Here is a 22,558-nt window from a genome sequence, read left to right as displayed (position 1 = left end):
ACCGCCTAATCTTATGAGATAGGGCACGCAAATGCGAGCGGCAAAGTTATACTGGCATCAGTTGAATCAAACCGCCCGCACAAACGACGTCGTTTTCCGCTGCACTGGATCCCGCTCCTCGACCTTCGCCAGGAAACCTTCCTTGAAGAGTGCCTTGGTAATAAGGCCCGCACGCTTCTTCTGCACCTCGTCGTCGATATCCAGCCCCAGCGCATATGCCACCGCATGTCCAACCCAGTCTTTGGCCTGCGGCGCCTGCTTGTACATGCCGCCGTTCACTGCGCCACGGATTGCGTCTTTCTGGTCATCAGTCAGCCCTTCGGCAACTTCCTCGCTGGACGGCCAATGCCATTCCGTCACGACCGGAGCGTGGTCCTGGGGCTGGGTCAGGCCGCGCCCGTTACCAAGCGCCACGCTTTCGATATGCCGCCAGTCCAACCGGTGTGACAGCGGTGTAAGGTTCGACTTGCCATAGGCGATCGAGAAGTAGCCGAACCGTTCCATACCGGGAATGCCCGCCTCATTGGCTTGCGCTTCTGACATGCGGTTAAGCACGCGCACTGAACGCGCTGCGCCGATCAGCGCCACCGCGCCGCGAGCATCTTCGACGGTAGCCTCGCGATCGCTGACCTTGCGTAGGTGGTGCACGATGTCGATGGAGCAGTTCGTGTAATCCGCGATCTGCGCCCAGAGCTTCGCGACCTTGTCGATTGCGCCGTTGTCGTTTTCATTGACCTGGTGCGTCGACACAAATGGATCGACGATCATCACGTCAATGCCATTGGCAAGGATGGTTTCGGCAACAGCCTCGACGATCGGCTCTTGGATTTTGACTCCCTTCTTGTCGTCGATAGCAACGACCAGTTCCTGCTCTCGGCCGCTGTCGAGGAACAGGTGTTCATCAATATCTTCAGGCTTGAGATTGAAGTGGATGCACGCCGCCATGATGCGCCGCTCCAACTCGTCGCGCGGATCTTCGACATTGAACAGCCAGACCTTAAGACGGCGGGGCGGCTTGACGCCGTTCAAGGCTTTGCCCGAAGCCATTGCCAGCGCTTCCACGATGCTATTCGCTGTTTTGCCAAGCCCGCCGGGCGCAACCGTCACCGAGACGTACTTGCGGATGAAGTGCCGACCGAAAGCAAACTCGCGGCGTGGCAGCGTCGACGGGTCTTTCCACTGGAACGGCGTGGCTGCGAGGATGGGCTGCTCGGTGGGTTCTTCTTCGATGGGCGGCAACTTCTCTGGATCAATCTGGACGGTCGTCACCAGTTCTTCGGGGTTGACCTCTCCGCCCTCCACCTTCGCCCGGGCGTTATCGAGCATGCGCGTGATATCCACGAGCTTGGTATTGTCATTGACGGCTTCCGGAGCCTGACGCGGATGCATCTTGCCGGCCTTCAGGCCGTTGTCGATCGTCTTGCAGCAACGCGGGAAGTCCCTGCCCCAGCCGCGCGCCACGTCCTGTAGCAAGGCCCGCGCTTCGGATTCCGCCAACGCCCCAGCACCGACGAACGTTCCCAGGCGGAATGCAGCGTCGTTCAGACGATTGTTGCGGTTGCCATGGGCTCCATGGCGAGGTCGTCGAGCTCGGATTGTACCGCACGCTCGACGTACCGGTCGTTGATCGTGCCCGAGACCGACGGCGCCACCGTGTAACTGTCGTATGACCGCGGCAGGACAAGCTCCAGCAGCCAGTCCGGCGCATCGACGGGCTCCATATCGACCAGCCAGCGGTAAGGCTGGCCGACAGCAGGCACACTGCCAGCGGCAATGACGTACCCACCGTCGCCACGAACATCGATGCCAGCGCCCAGTGCGCCACGATTGCGGACGCCAGCCTTGTGTTTGAAGAAGTAATGACGGCCGCCGCTCGTGGTTTCAGCCGTGAGCGTGGCAGGCAATGCACCGTGCTCGGCTTCCAATGCCGCGAGCGTATCTGGCCCGCCGTGCTTCGGGTCGATATCCAACACCCACGCACCAATAGGCGCACCGGTCGGCACGCCGATCATCGCGCCGGGATTTCGGCGCCAGAGTTCACGAACAATTCGCTCATTCAGCGTCGCACCGCGGAACCCGTTTGAGGTCAGCGGAGTTTTAGTCGCGACGATTTCGATAAGGCCGTCCTCGTCAACGAATTCCTCATCGGCGGCACGGCATGGAAATACAGGCCAGTTGCGCGCTGCGTAAGACAGAGCGACGTCGAGCATGGGGTCGGTATCCGGTAATACAGATTGCTGCATGATTACCTCGGGAGGGAAAGAGATGTGTAAAGACTACGATATGCTTCAGAGCGGTGATGGCACGTGGTCCATTGTTGCGAAGTCCACGCGGCGGCCGATAACATTCAAAGGCCGGTTACAAATTGCGTTAACAGAAGACGTTGCCCAGCAAGCTTTTTCGATACTCGATCGCGTCGAACATGAGCGCGAACAACAGTTGCGAGACGGCCGACTGATGTAGGGATGACCGCCTAAGCTCCTGCGATTTAAACTGGAAAACCGCTGGTTGTTTTTGTAGTGCTTAACCCTGACTTTAAACGGGGGGGGTAAGCATGACTTGGGGCTTTGTCGTTGGCAGACACTATAACAGGCGAAACGACGTTCATCGTCAGTTTGCTGGCCAGCAACAGGGTGGCATCGTTACTCCGTCCAACCAAAACGTTGTAATTATCATCACCGGCAAGGCTGGCAGTCATTACGGCTATGAAGACCAACACCTGCCCGATGGACGTTTTGACTATTATGGTGAAGGTCAAGTCGGCGACATGGAAATGGTCCGCGGCAATAAAGCAATTCGCGACCATGCTATGTTGGGCAAGGATCTACTCCTTTTTGAAAGCCTCGGGAAAGGCAAGGATCTTATCTTCCTGGGCAGCTTTATCTGCGAGAGTTGGCGATGGGGACAGTCGCCTGATCGCAACGATGATATGCGCAAAGCCATTATCTTCGAACTTAGAAACCTCGAGAACATTGTTGAAGCCGTCGACGATGAACAGCCCGTTCCCGCTGTCGATTTAGCAGCTATGCGAGATCTTGCTCGACAAGCAGCTGGAAGCCGCGAGGGCAAAGCGTCAACTCGTACCATCTATGAGCGAAGCCGACACGTTAGAGATTACGTGCTTGCTCGGGCTAACGGTTATTGCGAGGGTTGCGGCTGCCAAGCGCCCTTTCTGCGCATCAACGGCCAACCGTACCTGGAACCTCATCATATCCGTCGAGTGAGCGACGGCGGCCCTGATGATCCCGCATTCGTGATTGCGTTGTGCCCTACTTGCCATCGCAAAGTTCATCACGGCCAAGGTGGCTCCACATACAACGATACGTTACTCAAGAAGATGCCATCGATCGAGCCGCCGAACGGAACTTAGAACGGCGCCTCCGTCAACGCTTCCCGCATCCCCCGCCCGCAGCCTTCCCACGCGGCTTTGACAAGCATGCGCGCTTCCAGTTCGTCCATTTCCTTAAGGTCGGTTTTGCCAAGCTCTTGAAGGTATGAACCAACCGCCTCGACGCCCGTATCAAGGGCGCTAAGTTCGTAAGGGTCCAATCGCCGGCGATGCCGAATATGCTCGGCAACGTCGGCGCATTCCTTGCACAGCCAGCGGATAGGCTCGCGGTCAGTTTGCACGCCGAGGCCGACGGCGTGTCGGGCGCAGACGTGGCACTGTTCGGGATGGCTCATGCGGCGTCTCCGAATAGGCTGGCCTGTAAGGGAGGCTGGTTGTCATTCGCCGGTTGCGCTTTCGCGGCAACAGGGCGCGCTTCTGTAAAGTCAACGCAAACGATCTCGCACATTGGAGAGACGCCTTTCCATTGATCGATGAAATAGGCGGTATCGACACCGCAGCCTGTATCGAAATGCAGGCCAGTCTGCTCCTGAAACTTAACGGCCTTGCCACTGGTTTGTCGCTCATAGCTCTGCCGTCCGGAATAATTGAATCCAGCCGACATTTGCGGAACGATGAACGTGCCGTAGTCTGCCAGATGGGACGCAATATCAATGACGTGGAATTCGAAGTCCTTTCCGCTGTACCTCGGGGAATTCTTGCTCCGCTTGATATTTCCGAATGGAGGGTTGCTAATCGCACTGTCGAAGTGCCCCAGTCCCATATCCAGAACGTCAAACACGTCAGCATGAATCCATTCTGCCTCTGGCAGGAGCTTTTTCCCGACCTCTAGATAATTGGCATTACGCTCAACGCAGGTGATCTGCGGCCTGCTGTCATTGAATCGGCTGCGTTGCCAGATGGCGTAAGACAGCATTCCAATCCCGGCGCAGAGGTCGATGATACGACCGCCACCGGCATCTATTGCAAAATCAAACGCCATGTCGAATGGTGTGAAGAAAGCGCCTGCAGCGCCGTTCACGTGGTTCGCGCCTTCGTTCCAGTTCCTGTAGACAAATTCTTTATCGTCTTCCGACAGCCGTTCTTGCCGTAGGATGGCGACTGCTTGAGAGTGGGCTTGAGCCTGTGCCCTTGTAAGCTTAGCCATTAAGCCACCCTCCCCAGCAAATCCTGATTGTCGTTTGCGGCCACATACTTGCCCGCCTCATTGCCCCACGATGACCATCCCGCCCACGCTTGGCGTGCGAACAGCTCAAGGTACGGACCGTCAACAAGCCGCTCAATGCGGTCGTACTGTTCGTCAGGCTTGCGACTATGCTCACGGCGCGGCGCTTTGATCAACGAACGCACGCCTTTATTAAGACGGCGCGGCTTGCCTCGTTTGAACAGATGGCAGATTTCGACTTCCTGTCGCGTCCAATAGCCCATGCCCATCCGGCCCTTGTCCCAGACAAAAGCCACGCTGACAGGACGGAAGCCCCACGATGCAGCCACATCGAATGCTTCACGCTGCAGGTGTGAAACGGTCCACATGAACAGCAAGCAGTCGCGGGCGCATACCTGTTCGACAGGTAGCGCCTTGATATCGTCAAGCGACATCACGCTGTAAGGCTGGCGACCTCTAGCCGGCGCGACATTCTTTTTGCTGTAGGTTCTAAATGCCCATGGCGGGTCCGCAAGTACGCAGCCGAAAGGCCAGCTTGGTAGCGGTTCATTCATTTTCATCTCCTCGTGTTTCGTGGTGGTAACCCGCCAGTTGGTGGCCTGGCGGGGTGTTGGTTATAGACTGGCGCCCCCGCCGCATTGCTGCGCGGCAGCAATCGGGCGCGTCAGGTCAGGAAACCAGTCGTCATAGGTGGCGACGTTGGCGCGGCCATCTGCCGATGAGTTCCAGCCACACGGGCATTCGTATTCATCGTTGATGTAAAGGCCGACGCCTACATCAACGCATTCGGCTTCTGCCGTTCCGCCGCACTCAGGGCACGGCATGAATTGGTCGCCGTAGTTGCTCACAACACCTTCTCCATGCAGGCGCGCATAACCCCACGCAGTTCATAGAAGTTGCGTGCTTCATCGATGGCATTCAGAAGGTGCTCGCGGTCCACTCGTTTCCTTGCCTCGTCCAGCCCCACCCCTTGCTCCCGCAAGCGTTTGATGCGCGGGACATAATCCGCGGGGTCTAGCTTTCCAGTCATGCCATATCCCGCAATTGCGCCTCACAATAGGCCACCCGTTTGTGCGCCTCTTTTATTTGCCCCTCCCAATGTTCGCGTTCTGAGGCTTTACGGGCTACGGTTTCTTCTGGCGTTTCTGGGCGGTTATATGCGACGATGAATTTGGGTGCGCAGTCGTATTCATCGACTTCAACATACGCATCGCCCCAATACTCTTGCGGGATTTCAAGGCGTGCCTCAATCATCGCATTGATGATGTCGTCAAGTTTGCGCGGTATGTATCCGTTCGGCGCGTCGCCAAAACCCCAGTGGCGGACGATTTTTTCTATGGTATGATCCATCACGCCGCCCTCACCGTCACGCTTGGCTGGCCTTCCCGCAGAACTGCCCCCGGCACATCTTCGCCAGCATCCAGCGCCGTCTTTATCGCCGTCTTGTCGGGCTCACGCTTCAGCTTCACAACGTTATCCGGCAGCATGGATTCATCGACAATCTCAACCCCGGCGCGCCCTTTGCTGACCGACACAGTTGCTTCCGGCAGGCTAACTTTGTTCAGGTCAGCAGCCTTCAACAGGCGCAGCAACAAGGCCCGCATGGCGTCCTTGCGTCTGGTGTATCGTTCTTTTCGCGCAGCCAATTCCTTCGTGCGCTCCCCAATAGCTAGCGCCATACTGTTGGCATCGCGCTCAATTGCTACGATCTTGCCGAGCACGCGATAGGCGTCTGTCTCGCCTTCGATTGTGTCGGTGCGCAGTTCCTCATCTTCGGCCAGTTCTGGGTATGCCGCAACCAAGTCGGCGAATTCCCGTTCCAGCACGGTCACATCATAAGCTAGGTAATTCTGTGCTTTCGTGTTGTCGGCTTTGTTCTGCATTGTTGCTCCTCGTGTTTCGGTGGTTGGTTGGTTAGTCCGGTAGGTAAGTTAACATGCTTCGCGGCGCATCCCGTTAATGGATTGGTTTATTTTGATAAACTTAATCCTACTGTTTTAGTGTAATTAATACTTGGATTTAACTGTTGCATGCGACGGTTGTTTATGTATATTCGCGCCACTCTTGGGAGGGAGTTAAACCGCCCAGGCGCGCGCCGTCCGCTGCCGGGCGGTTTTTATTTTTTCCTGCATATCTGCTATGCGAATTCGCCCCTTGCAACGCGTGAGTGGGCCGCCTATTTACGCCTCGTCCGGTTTTACTCCTCCTCCCAAAAACCGGACCCTAAGCGCGGTACTCCTCCTCCCAACCGCGCTTTTCAGATCGGCCCGCTTCGCTCCTCCTCCCAATCGCGAAGCGGGCTTTTCTATTTCATGCAGTTGCGGTGCCCAATGTTGGCAACCGTTACATTCTGTTATTTCACCATTCGCTAATATGTCCATATCCTGGTGCCGCAAACCTTCTCTGGAATGCATCCGCATCGCATGAACCAGAGCCCCCGCCCCAACATGCGATGCGGAACTCTCTAGAACGGAATATCGTCATCCATTACGTCAGCCAGCCCGGCAGATACTCGGCCATAGTTTGCCGTAGGCACGTTGTCGTTGCTAGCCTCTGGCTCGTTGTCATTCGCAGTGCCCGCAATAGCGTCGACCACTTCCCAGTATTTCCCGTTGGGTTTCACGACGATCTCGGCTGTCGGCAGCAATTCGTTCTGGCGCTCCATGAATTCCAGCACGGTTTTCGGGAACGGTGCCTGACCGCCATGCTTTCGCCACCACCTGTCAGACTTTGACTTAAAGAAGCCGGTATGGGCTGGGCCGAGCCATTCGTTGATTGGCGACATACCAACCCAATAAGACACCTTCACGCTGTCCTGCTTGCCGCCCTTGCCTTCGTGGTATGCAAATGTGCGGCGCTCCACCTGGCGGGTGCTGGCGTTGTCCTTCGACAACATCGGCACGTCTTCGGCCTGCGCAGATATCTTCGGCGTTTCGTCGACCGGGAATTCATATCCGCAGTCAGGACAGGTATGCAGCGAGGCATGGATCAGCGAGCCGCAGCCTACTAAACCACGATCGTCAGGCTCTTGCGGACATTGCTTAACCGGCGCTTCCCCGTCGCCTTTTTTCATACCGGGCGGCGTGACAGCATCGATCGGGCCGTGCTTGCGAACAACACCCGCGAAATCCAAAAAGAGGCAGTTCTCCTTGCCGGGATAAAGCCGCAGACCGCGCCCCGCCATCTGGACATAAAGGCCCGCTGATAAAGTCGGGCGACAAAACGCGACCAGATCGATGATCGGCAGGTTCGTGCCGGTCGTAAGCACCGAGTTGTTTGTCAGAGCGCGGATCTTGCCAGCCTTGAAGTCAGCCAGAATCCGGTCGCGCTCACCGGTTGGGGTGTCGCCGGTCACCGTCTCACAGCTAAATCCCCGGCTGCGAATTTCATCCCGCATATGCCGGGCATGTTCGACGCCACTGCAAAAGCACAGCCATGCCTTGCGCTCCGCACCCGACGCAGTGCCATACGTGACGATCTCATCGACCACGGAAGCCGTGATATCGTCTTTATCGATAGCCGCCTGCAGAGCGTTCTGCTTGTAGTCCCCGCCCTGCTTGCCAACGCCGGACAGGTCGAAGGCAGTCGCCATGCCCTTTGAAATAGGACGGCAGAGATAGCCTTCCTCGATCATCTCGCCAATCGGCTTTTCAAAGCAGATGTCGTCGAAAAGCGCGCCGTCACCTTCCGTCAAAAGCCCCTCGCCCAAGCGATAAGGCGTGGCCGTGAGGCCGACCAGCTTCAGGTCTGGGTTGATGGCGCGCAGGCCTTCAATCAATTTGCCGTATTGCGTTTCCGAATTTCTGGGCATCAGGTGGGCTTCATCGACCAGAACGACGTCGATATGCCCGATCTGGTCGGCTTTGTTTGCGATGGTCTGCACGCCGCCGAAAACGATCTGCGCCTTCGCATCCCGCCGGCCTACGCCAGCCGAAAAAATGCCTGCTGGCGCGAACGGCCAGATGTTCAAAAGCTCCTGATAGTTCGAGAGAATAAGCTCGCGAACATGAGTCACCACGAGCACACGCATGTCGGGCCAGCCTTCAATCAGCTCCTTGCAGATCGTACCCAGCACGAGGCTCTTGCCGCCGCCCGTCGGAAGCACGATAAGAGGCGAGCCGGGTTGTTCGCGCCAGTAGTCGTAAAGGCCGTCAACCGCGGCGCGTTGATAGTCTCTTAGATGGAGCATAAATTGATCCCTGAACTTCAAATAAGTGAATGGATTGCTCTTGTGTCTGCCACTGGTGCGATCATCGCTGCTTCATTTGCGTGGTGGGCTGCGAAACAGGCCAAGCGACAGGCTGATGCGGTCCTCGGCGATGTTCCGCCCTCATTCGGGGCCTATCAACTACCGGACAACAAGAAAGACTATAGAAATAGGCTGGCGATTGAGATCGTAAACCATAATAGACTACCCCTATTCCTCCACTCTTTAAGATTAGAGTACCCACGCGGCGCTGTTATTCATCGCGACACTGACAACACTCGAGACCTGTTAAACGCGCTCTATGATTCGATCGTCTTAGATAAGACTGAATACTCTTTCGATGTTCCGCTGCGTTTATCTGGCCGGTTCAATTCCGAATTACCATCCGTTTCGACATCAATATTTAACGTCAGTTATGCATCAAATCAGGACCCATTCGGGTTCGTCGTTGGCGTAAGAATTCAGTACAAACTTGACGGCGAGAGACATCTTCATACCGCGAATGTCTCTGCCCAATTCGAACCCATCGATCCGGATTAATCTCCCTTCACCCCATCCACCCAAATCTCACCCGTCGCCAACCGGTACGTAACGGTCTCCGCAACCTCGTCCGCATCGATCTGCTCGCCGTTTATTAGCCCCGGCAGATAGAGGTGTGCCGGGCAGCCGTCGCGCTGCTCGTCGATCGACAATGGCTTGTTCCAGCGTGCGCATGACAAGTGGCAATCACCGCCATGCTCGGGCTGGACATGAAGGCAGGTGCGGCAGTTCACGCGCGGCTGGACGCCTTCGTGGCAGACTCCATGGTGCTTGCAGAACACGCAGCCGAAGAACTCCGGATCTTCGCTGATACGGCTGGCCGGCTCGTCCGAAAATACGATGCGTTCGCAGCGTGCCAGCAGTCGAAGGCAGAATTCAACGTCGTATTCGATGCGCTCGGCATAAAGCGTGTCGGTGTTCTTGCACGACGCCAGATACAGGCAGCGCGTCAGGCCGAAAGCCTGCATCCCGAGCTGGCACTGGGCGTAGTGAAGTGGCTTAGCTTTCTGGCAGCCGTGCTTCTGAAGTTCCTTGATGCCCTTCTCGTTGCTCGACTTGAATTCCAGCAGGTGTTCGGTCTTCGGCGCTTCGGGTACGCCCATTGCCTTGCCGTCGCACTTGCCACGGACAAACCCAGAAACCAGCCTGATTTTGTCCTGTTGTCCATAGACATCAACGCCGATGCGTTCGAGGTCGGCAACGAGGCGGTCTTCCTCGATATTGCCGGTGGCGAACAGTCGAAGCTGGCGACCCGAATGAACCTCATGCGCTGAGACCCAGCGGAAGCCGTACCACAAGGCGCGATCGCATTCGGTGCCGGCCTCACCCACACTGATACCCCACGGGTCCCAGGACTTAGCCTGGGCCTCGTAAGCTGCGTAGATGGCGCGGACGGTACTGGATTCAGCTTTTGGGAGGGGAGCCATTCTTAAACCCTCAGAGGCATCAGCACGCCAGTCCACTCGCCCTCGCCTTTGACGACGGCAGGCGAGCCTGCATCGCCGAGAGCAAAGCGCACGTTTGCTTCATCCAACGCGCCAAGCATGTCGTTGACGTACCGGGCGTTAAAGCCGATTTCCAAAGGCTCGCCTTCGAACGTCGCCTCAACTTCATCGCTAGCCTTGTCAACCAGCATCAGTCGCAGCACATCGCCGACGGCGAATTTCACGGCCCGCGATTTGTCGTCCGCAACAGCAGCGACACGTTCGACCGCCTTCACAAGCGCCTGCCGGTCGACGGTAAGCACGTTGCTATTGCCGGTTGGAATAACGCGCACATAGTCGGGGAACGTGCCATCGATCAGCTTGGAAGTGATAACCGTCGAGCCAGACGTGACGCGCACTTTGTTCTGGGAGAGTTCAACCGTAACAGCGCCCTTCGGCAGCAACCCGACCAGCTTGCGCGGCAGGATCACGCCGTAGTCCAAGTCGCCGGTGGGGCCGACATTGCGCATCAGCCGGTGCCCATCGGTTGCGACAGCCACCAAGCGCTCTTCGACGGCATGCAGATAAACGCCAGCCAGGTAATAACGGGTCTCGTCCGTCGAAATGCAGTGCACACACGGCGCCACAAGCGCGGCCAGATCCAGCTCGAGCGTCGTGTCGAACTTCCCAGCACTAAAGGACGGGAAGTCCTCTGCGGGCAAGACATCGAGCTTGTAACGGCTGCGACCCGAAGCGACGGCAAGGCGGCCTCCAGCGCTAGCTGCGTCGAGCTCAAGGGTAATGTCGCCAGTCGCGCGCTTTGCGATATCCGCAAGCATCTTGCCGGGAACGGTTATGCTGCCCGGTTGGCAGTCGAGCACCGGTAAACTGGTCGTAATCTCCACGTCCAGATCGGTACCGGTCAGGCGCAGCTTGCCGTCCTCGACTGCCAAGAGCACGTTGGCAAGAATAGGAATCGTGTTGCGGCTTTCGATGGCACGGTTGACAGTTGCCAAGGCGTGCGCGAGCTGTGAGCGGTCAATGCTGACTCTCATCAAAGTCTCCTCGTGTTCGGTGGTAGAAGGCGCGGCTGGCAACCGCGCCTGTTGTTTAGCTTAGCCCCAAGGTCGCTTCTTGCCTGCCGCAGCAGCCGTTGGCGCCGGCTTATTGCTGTTTGCCGCAGCCGGTCGGTTGTCATTGGCCGGGCGGGCCTGCGCTACGGGCTGGTTGGCGTCGATCGAAGGCTGGGGGACGTTGCCCTCATCGGGGAAGTAGTACTTCTTGATCTCGGCGCGAGCCGGGTATTGGCCGTCCTTGGAAGGCTTTCCGAGACCAATCTTTGCCGTAAACGCCTTGAAGTGCAGTTCTTCGGAATCCTCGACTTCCGAGACGCCGATCGCTCGGCAAAGGCTCGCGAACTGACGCTGTCCGATCTCTTGCGCCTGCGCGTTCTTGTGTTCCAGATTGTAGAAATTGAAGACCTTGCGGCCCTTGTATTCCTCAGGGCGAAGAACCGTCATCGTTGTCTTGAGGCCGGTACCGTTTGCGCCTTCCTTGACCTCCGACGCCTCGATTTCCAGTTCATAGTCGCCGTTCGGCAGCTCTTCGTAGTCGCGTTGCTCCGTATCGTGAGCAGTCGCATCAAATCTGCTGGCTAGTTTTGCCATCTATATATTCCTCGTGTAGTTGGTGGTGTGGTAGCGGCGAGGCCTACGCCTTCGCCCGATGAATGGCCGGGCGAAAGAACCCGCCGATGAAACCAAGCGAAGCGCCGATCTGCCACATCGCAAGGCCCGCCGCGTTGATGCCAACCGCGGCAAGGAAGGCGTGGATTGTTTCTGCGAAAAACAGGCCTACAACCCAGCCGACGAACGCGCCACCGAGAACGCCGATGAGCGGTGCGAAGAAGAGGATGGCTGCGATTGCTACAAGGCCAGCTAGGGCTTTTTCCATTAGGTTTTTCCTATCTTCATAGGATTGGTGTTGTCGTTGGCTGGTATCGCCAACGACGGCTGGAATGGCGCATCAAGTTGGGCGCCCTTCCTGATATTGTCCGCTGCCCACAAGGGCCTCAGATTGGACAGAGCCCAGCATTTCTGGAAGTCGATGTCTTCTGGTTTTTCATAGTTAAAGACCGATCGCGGGATGACGTGGTCTATGTGCCAGCCATCGTTTCCATAGTTGCCCCAAGACATTCCGGGCAGAAAACACTTCTCAAGATGAGCTATAAGTTCATCGACGGTATACCCAACTAGAGATTCCCATTTCCGACCGGCCTTTTGGTCTTTCAGGCTTTTGTATATTCCAACCTTGATGGTATTTGCGACTTTCCACTCTGGCGAATTTTTCTTCTTGGCATACGCCCTTGCCCTTTTTGCGATCACCTTATCTGGGTTTCGTCTCTCCCATTCTTTTCCGTAACCTGGATTGTCTTCGTGGAATTTCCTATTTATTTCCCTACGCTTCTCTGGGTTTTCTTTTTGCCACTTGGACACTCTGGCCAGTGCATCTTCTCGGTTGGATGCGTACCATTCCGCCCAATAGTTTGGGTTTTCTGCGATCCGCTTTGCGTAGTCTTCTTTGTTCTTATTGGGATTCCTAGCCCTATACTCGGCGTCAGTTTTGCGCTTGCATACCTTGCAGATGCTGCTGCGCCCGTCCTTGCGGCTTTTGTTGCGGTTGAATGCAATGACGGGCTTCACCTCTCGGCATGCTGTGCAGGTTTTCACCTGCGCCTCGCGTTCGCCCATTTTTTATGCAGTCTCCTGCCGGCCATTGTCATTGGCTAGAGACCAGTATCGCGCCAAGTCATCGAAACCCTGTCCTTTTTTGTAGGAAACGGTATCCGGCATGCTGAACCGGTTCTTCGCAACGAACCCCGCACCTTCGTTCAGGTGTATCTGTCGCTCTTTGCCACCTTCGGCATGAGCAACCTTCGTTTGACGGGCGACCTCTTTTTCTTTGATCGAAACGCGGTAGTTCAAGAACGCAACGATATCGACTTTTTCGCGAACCAGTGCGTTTGCTCTTTTATGTAGTTTGACCGAATATCTCGAGTATGGATCTGTGATAGGGCTGTCAAAGCGGACAATCTCCGGGTGCGCGAGCATCACCACGTATATTCCAGCCCTCGCCAGAGCCGACACGGCGGCCATCAGCTCATTCCATTCGGTGTCGGCCTCAACATACCCGCGGCCGAACCCAGGTTCTTCAATACTCGCCACGCCCAAGCGCGCGCATGTCGCACGCCAGACAAGTGGTTCCAGCCCGTCGAGGCTGTCGATAATCACGGTGCGCCGGTCGTGCTCTTCGGTCAGCAGTTCGCCGATGACGTTCAGCAGATCGTCGAAGGATTCAATTGTGCCTGGCGTTGCCATTTCGATGTCGGACGGCGGGCGCTCACCTTCGGTTGCGAGATAGATCGGATCTGGAAATTCTGCCGCGAGCGACGTTTTGCCGATGCCATCGACACCGTAGAGAAGTATCACAGGCGGATCGTTTCTCTTGGTCGACTTGAGGCTTGAAAGAGATAGAGCCATAGGTCTCCTCGTGTTCAGTAGGTGTGGTGGGTAACGGTGATTGCGGCGATGACGGCCGCAAGTATGAGCCAGCCTACGAGCCATGCCGGCGGGCTTGTGAGGTCGGCTGCGCAGTTGTCGCGTGGCGGTCTGAGGGGCATCAGTGCGCGCCCCACAGATAAAGCAGCCCGTAGAACGGCAGCAGCAGGTTCCAGAACAGGAAGGCCGCAATTGTCGTGGCGATTGCCAGCGCGAACGCTGCAAGCGCCAAGGACTGCCCGATGCGTCCGACACCGGGCTTGCGCCCGGGATCGATGAACGGCATGTCAGCCGTGGCTTTTGTGGCGAAGGAAATCATGCCAGCACCCATGCGTAGAAGCCGACCGTCAAGGCGAGCACAGCAACGACTGCCAAGCCCCAGAGAAAGCGGTCACCAAGGCCGAGCGTGGTTTCCGGCTCATATAAGGTGTCGCCGTCCGCGTAGTCTTTGGGCGCATAGTTGCGCGTGTGGCTGTACGTGGTGGAGGTCATCACGCTACTCCCCTCGTCTTGGTGTTTTTCGTCAGTTTCTCTTTTTTGGTGAAATCAACCGGAATGACGTTGTCATCTTCAGGCTTGTCAGCCTCGACACCGCCGTCGTCCTCTTCAAAATCTGGCTCGACTTCGAAGCGCGAGACTTCAAGTTGCACAAGGCCGGTGCCGGGGATCATGAAGCGCACGGTCAGCCAGCGAAAGCTGTCGCGCTCCTCAATGATGATGCCCTTCCATTTCCACAGTTTGTGGACGACTATCTCGCCGGGCAAATCCCAGCATTCACCGCATTCGCAGGTCATGCGGCACCTCTTTTCGATGCGCGGCGGTAAGTGACTGGCGCGTTGGAAACGTGCGTCCCATTCCGAAGCACGGCGTTCGCGCGCGCCTTTGCTTTTTGCGCAGCCGTCCGGTAAGGCTTGCGGTTTGTCATGTCCCGCTCGCCCGTTCGTGTATATTTCGTTTTCAAGATGGCCTCCTCGTCGGGAGGTTAGTCGTCGGCCCCGTCATCCTCGCGGTCGGCCTGCCTTTCGGCTATTGTGCTGCCTCAAAAGGCTAATGGACTGTGCCCGTAAACGGCCCGTCCAGAATGGTTATGCGGGGCAGTGAGACATAAATGTCCATGCATCCTCCCGAATAACCGCCGTTAAAAGTTGTGCGCCGCACAACGGTCTTCTCTGTTGGCTCTGGCGCCGGTAGCGTGGGCGATCTTTCCGAAAGCAGCGACCAGGCGTGGCCTCTGGTAATGCCCATCAATTCCGCAATCTTCCCGAACGACGCGCCATTTTTACGGTGCGCGGCGGCAGTTGCCTGCAGTTCGTGCCTTGATGAATGCTGCATGTCTCCTCGAGTGTGGTTTGGTGACTGTTGACAAGTGCCGTGTCTAACGGCATCTGTCTGGTCGCGCGGGGTGGTACCTGCGAAGGAAATCGCGGCGTAGAAGCGGCTTCGGCCCTCCTCGTGTTAACCGCGACGTACGGGCAGGCTGGGGTAACGGGTGGTGCCGACCCATAACAGCCTGCTTTTTAGTTGGCCGTCTTATACTGCGACCAGATAATCGCGGCGAATTCCTGCCGATCAGTTTCGTCTAGCGCGGCCCATGCATCCCAGAACGCTTGACGCTTTCTGTCTTTGTTTGATGCCACTGCTTTTGCGGCGCCCTCGGCAATAATCTCAAGTGCCTTATCGGCGGTTATTGGCTTGGGCTCCGGCGCTGGGCGTGCGCTGACCTTTTCGCCCCGCTCTGCTCGGCTGATAAGGTTTTCGCGTTCGTCGTCAGGCAGGCCAATTAGCGCGTCCATTTCGACGCCCTTGTCTAGGCTAGTGCCAACGATGCGTTGAATGTCATGGCCGAGTTTTTCGGCGCGAGATATTTTTTGATAAATCTGAGTTCGACTATTGCCAGTAATTTCAGAGGTTGACGTCGCGAACCGTTTTTCTTTTTTCGGCGGGTTTTTATATCCAATTCGATCGTCCGCATTCCGTACACTCGAATTGGCTTTATTCATCTCATCCCAGATTACCTTACGCCGCGCGATATGCGCCGCTTCCTCTGCCGGAGACAGTTCCGAACGGGCTAGGTTCTCGTCGATCTCCATGAGCTCGGCATGAAGATCGTCAACATCATGAACAACGCATTCTACATATTCATCGCCGTTCATTTTGAGTGCCGCCAAGCGGTGGCGGCCATAAATCAAAACCGCCACCCCATCGCATAACTCTCCGTCATCCATGACGATTTCGTCACGGATGCAGACCGCCGGCGGTTCATTAGTCCGACTTCGGCAATGCTCTTCGCAATCTCTGCAACTTTGGCGCCATCGGCATTACGATGGCGATTGCCGATAAATATGTCGTCAATGAATAACCGCCGACGTTCCATAGTCAGATCACCTCAGGCAAAGTTGCGGGGGATGTGGCAACGGCCAGGGATCGGCCTGCGCGCCAGATCAGGAAGTGATGCACGATCCCACGTGTCCACTGCTGGCGTGTCCACTTGACTGTCTTTTCGCGCAAAGCCTCGCGAAGCGTATAAATTGGGTTACGACGCTTAAGCATCTCACCAGTGCGGAAGGCCGTGAAGAAATGACGGATATCATCTTCATTAGCGCCCAAAGAAAGAAGGTGGAGCGCGGCGACACCTGGTGCAGCAGACCCAAGTCCCTTCTGTGGATTTCCGATAAGGGAATTGGCAAGAACGATGTGCTCTTGGTTCTCGAAATAATAGTCCTGCGCTTCTGCAGGTGTAGCCGCGCGACCATTGTACATCTCGAACGCAAGGTTTGAGATAGCGGACATATGCACAGCGTTAGGAATGCTTGCGATATTCAACCGATCAACGCCGGTGCGCTTGCGACCGATATTAACGGTGCGCATCGATTCCTTGGTGACGCCGTACTAGACGACCGATTCAATTGGCTGGCCAGTCAGCAAGACGCCGAAAGTGCGATGCTGACCATCGTTCACCGTGCCGTCCTGACATACAACGATTGACTCACCGTTTAGATCAAAGCGATGGGTTGCGATATCTCGCATAATAGCGGCAAGGTTGGCGGCATTAACGCGGCGGTTGCCGATGTTGTGCATGAGTAGGATCTGCGCTCGTTCTGGCGAAATGATATGCACATTGGCGCGAGCATCGCCATCGCGAACAAGGCGCTGATGCCATTCCGATGCCTTGGTGAATTCTGGCGATTTGCCATAGATGAAGAAACCAGTTACCTGCCCCACGTTGATCAGGCGAGCAGCAAGGCGGGCAGCGTCTTCAAACTTTCCTTCACGTACCAGACGGAACACCTTGTCGTGTTCGGTTTCTTCAACCGTAACGAGACGTGTTGCAGCTACCTTAGGCGCATCTTCAAGAATACGCGGTTTGGCAACCGCTGCAGGTTTATGAAACAGCGCTTCCGCACGAGCCCGTTCTGGCGTGTATCTCTTGCTGCGGGTCGTTACAGGGATTTCTCGGCCTCTGGCCTGTACAATCTGCATGTCATTCTCCTCATGGCTGTGTTTCAATTTTCAGCATGCTTATGTGTAGACGTCGGTGGGGAGCAAATAGCCACTCTGCAGCTTCGGCTGTTCTCATGTAGGGCAAGCGGCGCGTTACTGCGTTCGCTGAGAGGCGGCTTTAACCGTCAGAGCGTGGAGGTATTGGCTTATGCTGAAACCTAAGTTGGTCGCAGTTCGTGCTTATGTGCGTCTGCGATTTGGCCGTCTTGAGCATGTGTGTGCTCATTGGCGGTCGTGGCCGGGACAACTGGCCTTCGATTTCTAGGCTGGCATTACAAACCAGCTCAATCCCCACCGACGCCTGCTAATAAGCATGCGTCGCGCGCCACTAGCCATCTCAGGCTAGCAGCGTCCCTATTGTCCTACGGCGGGCGGTTGTCATTGTCTGCTGGTCTGGTGTCCATCGTCATTCTCCTCGTGTTTTCTGGTCGGTCAGCCTTGGGTTGGTACTATCTGTCCGGTCGCGGAAGCTCCGGCTTCTCTTTGTGCAACTCATTCTCCTTTTTTTGTGTCCCGCTCTTCTTTGGGCGGTTGATGACTGGAATATGCGATAAACACATAAACAAGTCAACAAAAATTATTTGATAATCGCAAATGATTTTTCTGGTGGATTATGCGAAAAGGCCATATGAAGAAAATTGACTGGTCAGACTGGATGGAAAGGGCGCGCAAGTTCGCGCACATGACGCAGGTCGAATTGGCTGACAAAATCGGGCTTAGCCAAGACAAGATCAGCAATGTTAAGCGCGGAACTCGCAAGCTATCCAGCGATGAATCGACACTTATATCTCAGGTGACGGGATACCCGCTGCCCGGAGAAAACGCGTCATTGAACGTATTGGGGTATGTAGGCGCTGGCGCTGCAGTCCACCCGATCGACGATGGCGACCCTTTATATTCATTGAATATCGAATATCCGCTACCACCAGGTACCGTTGGGGCCATTGTCCGTGGTGACAGTATGTTCCCCATCTTCGAGGATGGGGATCTGGTCGCCTACTCTGGCGAAACTGTATTACCGGAAGACGCGCTTGGGGAAACTTGCATCGTGCAGGTTTCAGACGGTCGACTTTTAATCAAAACAATTCGACGAGGGTCAGAAGACGGCCTCTATACCCTAACCAGCTATAACGCTCCGGATATCGTTGACGTGCCAGTAGATTGGGCGCGGATGTTCTACAGCCGTATTTCTCGAAGGGTTTGGCGCAAGTTTGTGCGTTAATTCTTGCCCTTATGGACGCAACTAGTAGAATGAGCTTTTCAAGGGGCGAGGGCAACAATGAGCGGCATTACGGGGTTACAAGTTGATACTTATTATAAAGCGGCCTGCACAGTAGGGGCGATCATCTGTGCCTCGGCCATGGCGTTAGGTAATGATGCTTTTGCGCTTTTTGGTGCTGGGGTGGCCATCGCTGGTGTAGGGGAATGGTCGCATATTCGGAAATTCTCAGATTCCCCGCACCCCGATTGGACGCACTATCAAATTCTTCGCGTACCAACCTTCCCTGCCCAGCTACTATTATGGATTGGGATAGTCATAGCGCTAGCTGGGCTGGCCGGGGTGGCGAAGAATATTTTCTGGCCTACAGAAGTGTGCGAGTCACAAATCGATGACCCGATGAAGCCAACTTTATTGAACACATAAAGCATTATCAGGATACAAATAAGGGCGACTGCAAGGGATTGTGCCAACCCCTTCCAGTCGTAGCCTTCAGCAATCACGTCGATTCGGCGGCCCTTGTGATATTCAGTGCGCAAAACCCTGTGTCGCACCCAAACATATCTATCGTGCAGATTATCCATCTTCCGGCTCTCCTCATATAGCGCCCGCACCATTGCGTGGCGTGACGCTATTATGGGCTATTCAAAATTGCCCGCAACAAGATTTATTTGATTTTCGCATTTTTATCACTTGACCCATTTATTTGAATATCGCATATTCTTCTCAACAGCACGAAGAAGCGACCGACGCCGATCTGCTGGCCACCGATCAAAACACGAGGAGACTGCAATTATGGAACCTACCAAGAGAAGAAGAAGCCCCAAGCCTCGCCCGAATGAAATCATCGGCGGCGGATTCTTTGTATTCCGCCGCGGCAAGAAGACTGGCCGGGTTGGAATCTTCACCACCATGCCATACGAGCACGGCTCGTTTGAACAGGCCTTAGCCGAGGCGACGCGCCACGCGGCCCTGTGTCCCGGCGAGACGTTCGAAGTTTTCCAGACGAGCGGCGCCGTTGTAGGGCCCCTAGAGTTGGCGGAGGCTGCTTAAAATGGAGCGGAACCCCACCACCGAGCTCGAAGCCGCGCCTCTCCCACGCGGACAGAAAAACATCGTCGACGCGCTGGCAGCGATTTATCCGCGCCGTATTTACATCAACGACCTCGTCGACAACGTCTATGCTCTCGATCCGAACGGCGGACCGGACAACGCGCACAATACAGTGCGAGTGCAAATCAGCCATCTTCGCAAGCGCCTGCCTTCCTATGGCTGGACGATCCCGATGAACCATCGGGGCGCGGGCAATCACGGGTATTATTGCCTGGAGCCTGTCGCTAACGACAACGTACCGGCGGCAAACCGGAGGGCAGCAGCATGAACCGCGCGCTCCTGGAAATGCTCGCCGACGAAGAATTCGAAACGGAAACCGACGCACCCAAGGCCGGCAATGTCGAGCCTATGCGCCGCCCTGACTACAAGGCTAGGAAACATGGCCGCCCGCAGCCGTGGCAGCGCTATGCGGCACGCGAAGCGGTCGAAATGACCGTCGTTGTGGCCTTTTGTGTTGCTGTATGCGGCGTTGGGTTGGGAGTGGCTGCATGACGCCGGCACAACGAAAGCGGACCTTACAAAGGCTGGTCTCATTACAGGGCGGTTCATGCTGCTACTGTGATCGACAGATCGAAATCCTGCACCACACGCCGGGACGAACAAATCCGCCGCATCGCGCAACGCTCGAGCACCTTCGACGCAAATGTGAAGGCGGCACAGACCAGTTAGACAATCTGGCTGCCGCCTGCTCCGAGTGCAACGGCGGACGCGGCCTGACAGACTGGCTTACCTTCAAGTCCTATCGGATGGGCGAGACGGTCACAGCACACAGATAGCGACGGGGCGCTTAAGCCCCCGAATCTCCAAGAATGACAGCCCTTGCGCGTTTTTGCGCCACGGCTTTTTGCACCCACCAAACACGAGGAGAATAACATGCACAGACATGTATCGACGACGCACGCCGCTATGGCACCCATCCTGACTGCCGCTGAGTTCCAGCTACAAGGCACGACTGCTGCGCAAGTCCTATCGATCTCAAAGGCCGTACGCGCGCTTGGCTATCACTCCGAGGCTGAGACGCTGCGCAACACCGCTTTCGAACTGGCGCGCATTACTGGCGTTCGGTTCCGCTATGGCGCTCCAGGCCAGCGTCGCAATCCAGCCAATGACAACCGCCGCCGGCAGCGGAGGGCGGTGTGATGGTGGTGGGTGAACACGCCGTGAAGGCGGCGCAGAAAGCGTATAGAGAATGCGAAGGTGATAGCACGGAAAGCCACCGCGCCGCACTGCGGGAAAGGGAGTGAGGATGTCAGCGCGAGACTACAAGCGGGTATTTATCGTCATCGCGGCGCTCGTCGCCATATACCTCGCCTACCAGCAGATTCCGCACATTCACATCGGAGAGCGTGCGCAAGGCAGCTACGAGGGCGGCACCGCATCTGACGAGGATGTTTCGAAATCGGTTCGAGAGGCGCAGGAAGCCGCGGATAAGGCAAGCCGTGCCGGCCCGGCAGAAAGCAGCAAGTAATGGCGTCATACACCTTTGCTGACACCGAACGATGGTTGGACGCCATAGCCGGTGTCATTGCCTGCTTTCCGGAAACAGAACAGAATCTCCTGCCACTTTATGAGCGCGTGGAACGAATGCAGCGCAGTCTGACTGCAAACGATAATATTCGCGATCGTATTAAATCACGGCTACGTCGAACGGCAGCGTGAACTTTTCCATTTGCTCTTTTCGCCATTCCAAAGAACCGCCCGTACCATATCGTGGGCGGTCAACTGTATGCCCCATCAACATTCGGCGCAGTTCATCGTCCAGGCCCGCCTCTTTCATGCGGTCCTCGAATGAATGGCGAAGCGAATAAACGGTATAGCCCGCGCCTTTTGGGAACAGCTCGTTGTCCTTGAAATATTTATTCAGCGTCGCCGACAGCGTGTCTTCCTTGTTTTTGTAACGAGGAAAGCCATTCCTATGCTTCCTAAAAACCTCATGCGCTATGCCGACCAACGGCAGCTTGCGAACAGACGAAGCGGTTTTAATCTCACGCGGATCTGCAGCGTCTTTTCGAGGCGCAATCAGGATATGCGGAACCCTGTCGGCCAAGAATATGTGCTCGGCCGTAATGTTGCAAAGTTCACTTGGTCGACAGCCCGTTTCAATCATCGCTAGGACGATGCCGCGAGCTTCATCATTTAGACTGGCGAGTGGTCCATAGGTTAGGAACTTCTCCCGGATTATTGTGGTCGGGATCGGGGGCCTCGACTTTTCGACCTTCTCTGCAAAGCTCAAATCGCGGAAAGGGTTTGGCCGATCCCTATCTCCCATGTGCTTGAAATACTCAGCAAAAAGAACTCGCATCCCGCCCATCATGCGGTTGCCCATGCTGGCCGATATCGGCTGCTTCCCTTTGGCTGGCTTCGTTATCATTTGTAGCCAGACCTTATAGAATTTCTGCGCGTCCTCGCGCGTAATCTCCGCAATAGCCTTATCTGAAACGATCTTCACAAAATGGTCGATCGCCCGCTGCTTGTGTGCGCGCCACCGCTTTTTCTGAATTTCGCTCTTACCCGTCAATTCGTCGGGAGTGATTTCATCAAAGTAGATTTTCAGGGCTTGCGTCACAGACACTGACGGGATGCTCGCGGCGCCCACTGCGGCTGCGTCTTCTACTGGATTGCCAGTTACTAGGTTTAGTCGGGCCGCTAGAGCGTCATCTGGCATCGCAAGCAGCCTATCGGCTGGCACATATGAAATTCCGATGGCTTCTGCTCGCTTGATGGCGGCATCATAGAGGGCCCGAGCTTTATCGCCGTCAGCGCCTGCCACTAGCATTGCCCACAACGCGTCATCGGCCGCTTCGTAATCGTTTCGCTTTGTCATCGCCCGAGCGAGATCGGTGGTTTTTAGGCTTATGCGGACGATAGGAGCGCGACTATCCTTGTCTGCCACAGACTTGGGAACACGGCGAACGTACTGATAAACGCCGTCGCGATCTTTCAAATAACGATGAGGGTCTGATTTAATGCGATAGCCAGCCATG

At 56.0% G+C, this 22,558-nt stretch carries 34 protein-coding genes; 10 read left to right on the top strand and 24 right to left on the bottom strand.

Going from position 1 to position 22,558, the window contains the following annotated elements:
• Positions 1 to 66 precede the first annotated feature (66 nt).
• Entirely contained in the window at positions 67 to 1,497 is a 1,431-nt protein-coding gene (locus tag ACS5UA_RS19220; RefSeq protein ID WP_443101641.1) for an AAA family ATPase, read from the bottom strand.
• 44 nt (positions 1,498 to 1,541) lie between these two features.
• Positions 1,542 to 2,243, bottom strand: coding sequence for a bifunctional DNA primase/polymerase (locus tag ACS5UA_RS19215; RefSeq protein WP_443101640.1), 702 nt, complete (start codon positions 2,241 to 2,243; stop codon positions 1,542 to 1,544).
• Between the two features lie 311 nt (positions 2,244 to 2,554).
• Between ACS5UA_RS19215 and ACS5UA_RS19210 the strand changes: the two genes are divergently transcribed.
• Positions 2,555 to 3,370 carry an HNH endonuclease gene (locus tag ACS5UA_RS19210; RefSeq protein ID WP_443101639.1) on the top strand — a complete coding sequence of 272 codons (816 nt, stop codon included), beginning with the start codon at positions 2,555 to 2,557 and terminating at the stop codon, positions 3,368 to 3,370.
• On the opposite strand, the gene ACS5UA_RS19205 is transcribed toward ACS5UA_RS19210, so the two are convergent.
• The 8 genes from ACS5UA_RS19205 to ACS5UA_RS19170 all read right to left on the bottom strand — a co-directional run bounded on the left by ACS5UA_RS19205 (position 3,367) and on the right by ACS5UA_RS19170 (position 8,703).
• Positions 3,367 to 3,684 carry a DUF6511 domain-containing protein gene (locus tag ACS5UA_RS19205; RefSeq protein WP_350303238.1) on the bottom strand — a complete coding sequence of 106 codons (318 nt, stop codon included), beginning with the start codon at positions 3,682 to 3,684 and terminating at the stop codon, positions 3,367 to 3,369. The genes ACS5UA_RS19210 and ACS5UA_RS19205 overlap by 4 nt on opposite strands.
• On the bottom strand, positions 3,681 to 4,496 hold the full coding sequence (locus tag ACS5UA_RS19200; RefSeq protein ID WP_350303237.1) for a methyltransferase: 816 nt from the start codon (positions 4,494 to 4,496) through the stop codon (positions 3,681 to 3,683). Before ACS5UA_RS19200 ends, ACS5UA_RS19205 begins: the two co-directional genes overlap by 4 nt.
• On the bottom strand, positions 4,496 to 5,068 hold the full coding sequence (locus ACS5UA_RS19195) for an MT-A70 family methyltransferase (protein ID WP_350303236.1): 573 nt from the start codon (positions 5,066 to 5,068) through the stop codon (positions 4,496 to 4,498). Before ACS5UA_RS19195 ends, ACS5UA_RS19200 begins: the two co-directional genes overlap by 1 nt.
• Before the next feature lie 60 nt (positions 5,069 to 5,128).
• Entirely contained in the window at positions 5,129 to 5,362 is a 234-nt protein-coding gene (locus ACS5UA_RS19190) for a hypothetical protein (protein WP_350303235.1), read from the bottom strand.
• Positions 5,359 to 5,544, bottom strand: coding sequence for a hypothetical protein (locus ACS5UA_RS19185; RefSeq protein WP_350303234.1), 186 nt, complete (start codon positions 5,542 to 5,544; stop codon positions 5,359 to 5,361). The genes ACS5UA_RS19190 and ACS5UA_RS19185 overlap by 4 nt, the downstream gene beginning before the upstream one ends.
• Positions 5,541 to 5,867 carry a hypothetical protein gene (locus ACS5UA_RS19180; RefSeq protein WP_350303233.1) on the bottom strand — a complete coding sequence of 109 codons (327 nt, stop codon included), beginning with the start codon at positions 5,865 to 5,867 and terminating at the stop codon, positions 5,541 to 5,543. Before ACS5UA_RS19180 ends, ACS5UA_RS19185 begins: the two co-directional genes overlap by 4 nt.
• Positions 5,864 to 6,397 carry a siphovirus Gp157 family protein gene (locus ACS5UA_RS19175; protein ID WP_350303232.1) on the bottom strand — a complete coding sequence of 178 codons (534 nt, stop codon included), beginning with the start codon at positions 6,395 to 6,397 and terminating at the stop codon, positions 5,864 to 5,866. The genes ACS5UA_RS19180 and ACS5UA_RS19175 overlap by 4 nt, the downstream gene beginning before the upstream one ends.
• A gap of 581 nt (positions 6,398 to 6,978) precedes the next feature.
• On the bottom strand, positions 6,979 to 8,703 hold the full coding sequence (locus ACS5UA_RS19170) for a DEAD/DEAH box helicase (RefSeq protein ID WP_350303231.1): 1,725 nt from the start codon (positions 8,701 to 8,703) through the stop codon (positions 6,979 to 6,981).
• 3 nt (positions 8,704 to 8,706) lie between these two features.
• Here ACS5UA_RS19170 and ACS5UA_RS19165 point away from each other — a divergent pair, with 3 nt between their 5' ends.
• Positions 8,707 to 9,261, top strand: a complete 555-nt coding sequence (locus ACS5UA_RS19165; protein WP_350303230.1) for a hypothetical protein — start codon at positions 8,707 to 8,709, stop codon at positions 9,259 to 9,261.
• Here the strand turns inward: ACS5UA_RS19165 and ACS5UA_RS19160 are convergent.
• The 13 genes from ACS5UA_RS19160 to ACS5UA_RS19100 all read right to left on the bottom strand — a co-directional run bounded on the left by ACS5UA_RS19160 (position 9,258) and on the right by ACS5UA_RS19100 (position 17,221).
• Positions 9,258 to 10,187, bottom strand: coding sequence for an oxidoreductase (locus tag ACS5UA_RS19160; RefSeq protein WP_350303229.1), 930 nt, complete (start codon positions 10,185 to 10,187; stop codon positions 9,258 to 9,260). The genes ACS5UA_RS19165 and ACS5UA_RS19160 overlap by 4 nt on opposite strands.
• Positions 10,188 to 10,189: 2 nt before the next feature.
• Entirely contained in the window at positions 10,190 to 11,239 is a 1,050-nt protein-coding gene (gene dnaN, locus ACS5UA_RS19155; protein WP_368649784.1) for a DNA polymerase III subunit beta, read from the bottom strand.
• Between the two features lie 60 nt (positions 11,240 to 11,299).
• Entirely contained in the window at positions 11,300 to 11,851 is a 552-nt protein-coding gene (locus ACS5UA_RS19150; protein ID WP_262077266.1) for a DUF669 domain-containing protein, read from the bottom strand.
• Between the two features lie 43 nt (positions 11,852 to 11,894).
• On the bottom strand, positions 11,895 to 12,137 hold the full coding sequence (locus tag ACS5UA_RS19145; protein ID WP_021587370.1) for a hypothetical protein: 243 nt from the start codon (positions 12,135 to 12,137) through the stop codon (positions 11,895 to 11,897).
• Positions 12,137 to 12,934 (bottom strand): hypothetical protein, encoded by a 798-nt coding sequence (locus tag ACS5UA_RS19140; RefSeq protein ID WP_368649783.1) that lies wholly within the window; start codon positions 12,932 to 12,934, stop codon positions 12,137 to 12,139. Before ACS5UA_RS19140 ends, ACS5UA_RS19145 begins: the two co-directional genes overlap by 1 nt.
• A gap of 3 nt (positions 12,935 to 12,937) precedes the next feature.
• On the bottom strand, positions 12,938 to 13,723 hold the full coding sequence (locus tag ACS5UA_RS19135) for an ATP-binding protein (protein WP_109986309.1): 786 nt from the start codon (positions 13,721 to 13,723) through the stop codon (positions 12,938 to 12,940).
• A gap of 14 nt (positions 13,724 to 13,737) precedes the next feature.
• The gene (locus ACS5UA_RS19130) at positions 13,738 to 13,863 is read right to left on the bottom strand and encodes a hypothetical protein (RefSeq protein ID WP_318276565.1); all 126 of its coding nucleotides are present in this window, start codon (positions 13,861 to 13,863) and stop codon (positions 13,738 to 13,740) included.
• Positions 13,863 to 14,060 (bottom strand): hypothetical protein, encoded by a 198-nt coding sequence (locus tag ACS5UA_RS19125; RefSeq protein WP_313012473.1) that lies wholly within the window; start codon positions 14,058 to 14,060, stop codon positions 13,863 to 13,865. The genes ACS5UA_RS19130 and ACS5UA_RS19125 overlap by 1 nt, the downstream gene beginning before the upstream one ends.
• Complete coding sequence (locus ACS5UA_RS19120; RefSeq protein WP_164874671.1) at positions 14,057 to 14,233, bottom strand: hypothetical protein; 177 nt, start codon at positions 14,231 to 14,233, stop codon at positions 14,057 to 14,059. Before ACS5UA_RS19120 ends, ACS5UA_RS19125 begins: the two co-directional genes overlap by 4 nt.
• Complete coding sequence (locus ACS5UA_RS19115; protein ID WP_368649782.1) at positions 14,233 to 14,535, bottom strand: hypothetical protein; 303 nt, start codon at positions 14,533 to 14,535, stop codon at positions 14,233 to 14,235. Before ACS5UA_RS19115 ends, ACS5UA_RS19120 begins: the two co-directional genes overlap by 1 nt.
• Before the next feature lie 723 nt (positions 14,536 to 15,258).
• Positions 15,259 to 15,966, bottom strand: a complete 708-nt coding sequence (locus ACS5UA_RS19110; RefSeq protein ID WP_443101638.1) for a ParB/RepB/Spo0J family partition protein — start codon at positions 15,964 to 15,966, stop codon at positions 15,259 to 15,261.
• A gap of 151 nt (positions 15,967 to 16,117) precedes the next feature.
• Positions 16,118 to 16,609: a hypothetical protein gene (locus tag ACS5UA_RS19105; RefSeq protein ID WP_443101637.1), complete on the bottom strand. Its 492-nt coding sequence runs from the start codon at positions 16,607 to 16,609 to the stop codon at positions 16,118 to 16,120.
• 21 nt (positions 16,610 to 16,630) lie between these two features.
• On the bottom strand, positions 16,631 to 17,221 hold the full coding sequence (locus ACS5UA_RS19100) for a hypothetical protein (protein ID WP_443101636.1): 591 nt from the start codon (positions 17,219 to 17,221) through the stop codon (positions 16,631 to 16,633).
• Between the two features lie 649 nt (positions 17,222 to 17,870).
• Between ACS5UA_RS19100 and ACS5UA_RS19095 the strand changes: the two genes are divergently transcribed.
• The 8 genes from ACS5UA_RS19095 to ACS5UA_RS19060 all read left to right on the top strand — a co-directional run bounded on the left by ACS5UA_RS19095 (position 17,871) and on the right by ACS5UA_RS19060 (position 21,042).
• A complete protein-coding gene (locus ACS5UA_RS19095) occupies positions 17,871 to 18,464 on the top strand; it encodes a LexA family transcriptional regulator (protein ID WP_368649779.1) in 594 nt (197 codons plus the stop codon).
• A gap of 57 nt (positions 18,465 to 18,521) precedes the next feature.
• Positions 18,522 to 18,887 (top strand): hypothetical protein, encoded by a 366-nt coding sequence (locus tag ACS5UA_RS19090; RefSeq protein WP_368649778.1) that lies wholly within the window; start codon positions 18,522 to 18,524, stop codon positions 18,885 to 18,887.
• A 369-nt stretch (positions 18,888 to 19,256) separates the two neighbouring features.
• On the top strand, positions 19,257 to 19,514 hold the full coding sequence (locus tag ACS5UA_RS19085) for a hypothetical protein (protein WP_368649777.1): 258 nt from the start codon (positions 19,257 to 19,259) through the stop codon (positions 19,512 to 19,514).
• 1 nt (position 19,515) lies between these two features.
• Positions 19,516 to 19,842 (top strand): hypothetical protein, encoded by a 327-nt coding sequence (locus tag ACS5UA_RS19080; protein WP_368649776.1) that lies wholly within the window; start codon positions 19,516 to 19,518, stop codon positions 19,840 to 19,842.
• Positions 19,839 to 20,066 (top strand): hypothetical protein, encoded by a 228-nt coding sequence (locus tag ACS5UA_RS19075; RefSeq protein ID WP_266063849.1) that lies wholly within the window; start codon positions 19,839 to 19,841, stop codon positions 20,064 to 20,066. Before ACS5UA_RS19080 ends, ACS5UA_RS19075 begins: the two co-directional genes overlap by 4 nt.
• Positions 20,036 to 20,350 (top strand): HNH endonuclease, encoded by a 315-nt coding sequence (locus tag ACS5UA_RS19070; RefSeq protein WP_368649775.1) that lies wholly within the window; start codon positions 20,036 to 20,038, stop codon positions 20,348 to 20,350. The genes ACS5UA_RS19075 and ACS5UA_RS19070 overlap by 31 nt, the downstream gene beginning before the upstream one ends.
• 97 nt (positions 20,351 to 20,447) lie before the next feature.
• The gene (locus ACS5UA_RS19065; RefSeq protein ID WP_006471940.1) at positions 20,448 to 20,714 is read left to right on the top strand and encodes a hypothetical protein; all 267 of its coding nucleotides are present in this window, start codon (positions 20,448 to 20,450) and stop codon (positions 20,712 to 20,714) included.
• A 106-nt stretch (positions 20,715 to 20,820) separates the two neighbouring features.
• Positions 20,821 to 21,042, top strand: coding sequence for a hypothetical protein (locus tag ACS5UA_RS19060; RefSeq protein ID WP_006471939.1), 222 nt, complete (start codon positions 20,821 to 20,823; stop codon positions 21,040 to 21,042).
• Between the two features lie 159 nt (positions 21,043 to 21,201).
• Here the strand turns inward: ACS5UA_RS19060 and ACS5UA_RS19055 are convergent, their stop codons facing one another.
• Entirely contained in the window at positions 21,202 to 22,557 is a 1,356-nt protein-coding gene (locus ACS5UA_RS19055; RefSeq protein ID WP_313709164.1) for a site-specific integrase, read from the bottom strand.
• Between the last annotated feature and the right edge of the window lies 1 nt (position 22,558).

The sequence above is a fragment of the Brucella sp. RRSP16 genome (genome assembly GCF_052246815.1).
Lineage (GTDB): Bacteria > Pseudomonadota > Alphaproteobacteria > Rhizobiales > Rhizobiaceae > Brucella > Brucella intermedia.
Note: the sequence above shows the minus strand (reverse complement) of the source record. Positions and strands in the feature narration are given on the sequence as shown.

Excerpts from the sequence above, each read along its gene's own strand:
- ACS5UA_RS19215 (WP_443101640.1), bottom strand. The coding sequence starts at position 2,243 with ATGCAGCAATCTGTATTACCGGATACCGACCCCATGCTCGACGTCGCT.
- ACS5UA_RS19210 (WP_443101639.1), top strand. The coding sequence starts at position 2,555 with ATGACTTGGGGCTTTGTCGTTGGCAGACACTATAACAGGCGAAACGAC.
- ACS5UA_RS19205 (WP_350303238.1), bottom strand. The coding sequence starts at position 3,684 with ATGAGCCATCCCGAACAGTGCCACGTCTGCGCCCGACACGCCGTCGGC.
- ACS5UA_RS19200 (WP_350303237.1), bottom strand. The coding sequence starts at position 4,496 with ATGGCTAAGCTTACAAGGGCACAGGCTCAAGCCCACTCTCAAGCAGTC.
- ACS5UA_RS19195 (WP_350303236.1), bottom strand. The coding sequence starts at position 5,068 with ATGAATGAACCGCTACCAAGCTGGCCTTTCGGCTGCGTACTTGCGGAC.
- ACS5UA_RS19185 (WP_350303234.1), bottom strand. The coding sequence starts at position 5,544 with ATGACTGGAAAGCTAGACCCCGCGGATTATGTCCCGCGCATCAAACGC.
- ACS5UA_RS19175 (WP_350303232.1), bottom strand. The coding sequence starts at position 6,397 with ATGCAGAACAAAGCCGACAACACGAAAGCACAGAATTACCTAGCTTAT.
- ACS5UA_RS19170 (WP_350303231.1), bottom strand. The coding sequence starts at position 8,703 with ATGCTCCATCTAAGAGACTATCAACGCGCCGCGGTTGACGGCCTTTAC.
- ACS5UA_RS19160 (WP_350303229.1), bottom strand. The coding sequence starts at position 10,187 with ATGGCTCCCCTCCCAAAAGCTGAATCCAGTACCGTCCGCGCCATCTAC.
- dnaN (WP_368649784.1), bottom strand. The coding sequence starts at position 11,239 with ATGAGAGTCAGCATTGACCGCTCACAGCTCGCGCACGCCTTGGCAACT.
- ACS5UA_RS19150 (WP_262077266.1), bottom strand. The coding sequence starts at position 11,851 with ATGGCAAAACTAGCCAGCAGATTTGATGCGACTGCTCACGATACGGAG.
- ACS5UA_RS19145 (WP_021587370.1), bottom strand. The coding sequence starts at position 12,137 with ATGGAAAAAGCCCTAGCTGGCCTTGTAGCAATCGCAGCCATCCTCTTC.
- ACS5UA_RS19140 (WP_368649783.1), bottom strand. The coding sequence starts at position 12,934 with ATGGGCGAACGCGAGGCGCAGGTGAAAACCTGCACAGCATGCCGAGAG.
- ACS5UA_RS19135 (WP_109986309.1), bottom strand. The coding sequence starts at position 13,723 with ATGGCTCTATCTCTTTCAAGCCTCAAGTCGACCAAGAGAAACGATCCG.
- ACS5UA_RS19130 (WP_318276565.1), bottom strand. The coding sequence starts at position 13,863 with ATGCCCCTCAGACCGCCACGCGACAACTGCGCAGCCGACCTCACAAGC.
- ACS5UA_RS19125 (WP_313012473.1), bottom strand. The coding sequence starts at position 14,060 with ATGATTTCCTTCGCCACAAAAGCCACGGCTGACATGCCGTTCATCGAT.
- ACS5UA_RS19120 (WP_164874671.1), bottom strand. The coding sequence starts at position 14,233 with ATGACCTCCACCACGTACAGCCACACGCGCAACTATGCGCCCAAAGAC.
- ACS5UA_RS19115 (WP_368649782.1), bottom strand. The coding sequence starts at position 14,535 with ATGACCTGCGAATGCGGTGAATGCTGGGATTTGCCCGGCGAGATAGTC.
- ACS5UA_RS19110 (WP_443101638.1), bottom strand. The coding sequence starts at position 15,966 with ATGGATGACGGAGAGTTATGCGATGGGGTGGCGGTTTTGATTTATGGC.
- ACS5UA_RS19105 (WP_443101637.1), bottom strand. The coding sequence starts at position 16,609 with ATGCGCACCGTTAATATCGGTCGCAAGCGCACCGGCGTTGATCGGTTG.
- ACS5UA_RS19100 (WP_443101636.1), bottom strand. The coding sequence starts at position 17,221 with ATGCAGATTGTACAGGCCAGAGGCCGAGAAATCCCTGTAACGACCCGC.
- ACS5UA_RS19095 (WP_368649779.1), top strand. The coding sequence starts at position 17,871 with ATGAAGAAAATTGACTGGTCAGACTGGATGGAAAGGGCGCGCAAGTTC.
- ACS5UA_RS19090 (WP_368649778.1), top strand. The coding sequence starts at position 18,522 with ATGAGCGGCATTACGGGGTTACAAGTTGATACTTATTATAAAGCGGCC.
- ACS5UA_RS19085 (WP_368649777.1), top strand. The coding sequence starts at position 19,257 with ATGGAACCTACCAAGAGAAGAAGAAGCCCCAAGCCTCGCCCGAATGAA.
- ACS5UA_RS19080 (WP_368649776.1), top strand. The coding sequence starts at position 19,516 with ATGGAGCGGAACCCCACCACCGAGCTCGAAGCCGCGCCTCTCCCACGC.
- ACS5UA_RS19075 (WP_266063849.1), top strand. The coding sequence starts at position 19,839 with ATGAACCGCGCGCTCCTGGAAATGCTCGCCGACGAAGAATTCGAAACG.
- ACS5UA_RS19070 (WP_368649775.1), top strand. The coding sequence starts at position 20,036 with ATGCGGCGTTGGGTTGGGAGTGGCTGCATGACGCCGGCACAACGAAAG.
- ACS5UA_RS19065 (WP_006471940.1), top strand. The coding sequence starts at position 20,448 with ATGCACAGACATGTATCGACGACGCACGCCGCTATGGCACCCATCCTG.
- ACS5UA_RS19060 (WP_006471939.1), top strand. The coding sequence starts at position 20,821 with ATGTCAGCGCGAGACTACAAGCGGGTATTTATCGTCATCGCGGCGCTC.
- ACS5UA_RS19055 (WP_313709164.1), bottom strand. The coding sequence starts at position 22,557 with ATGGCTGGCTATCGCATTAAATCAGACCCTCATCGTTATTTGAAAGAT.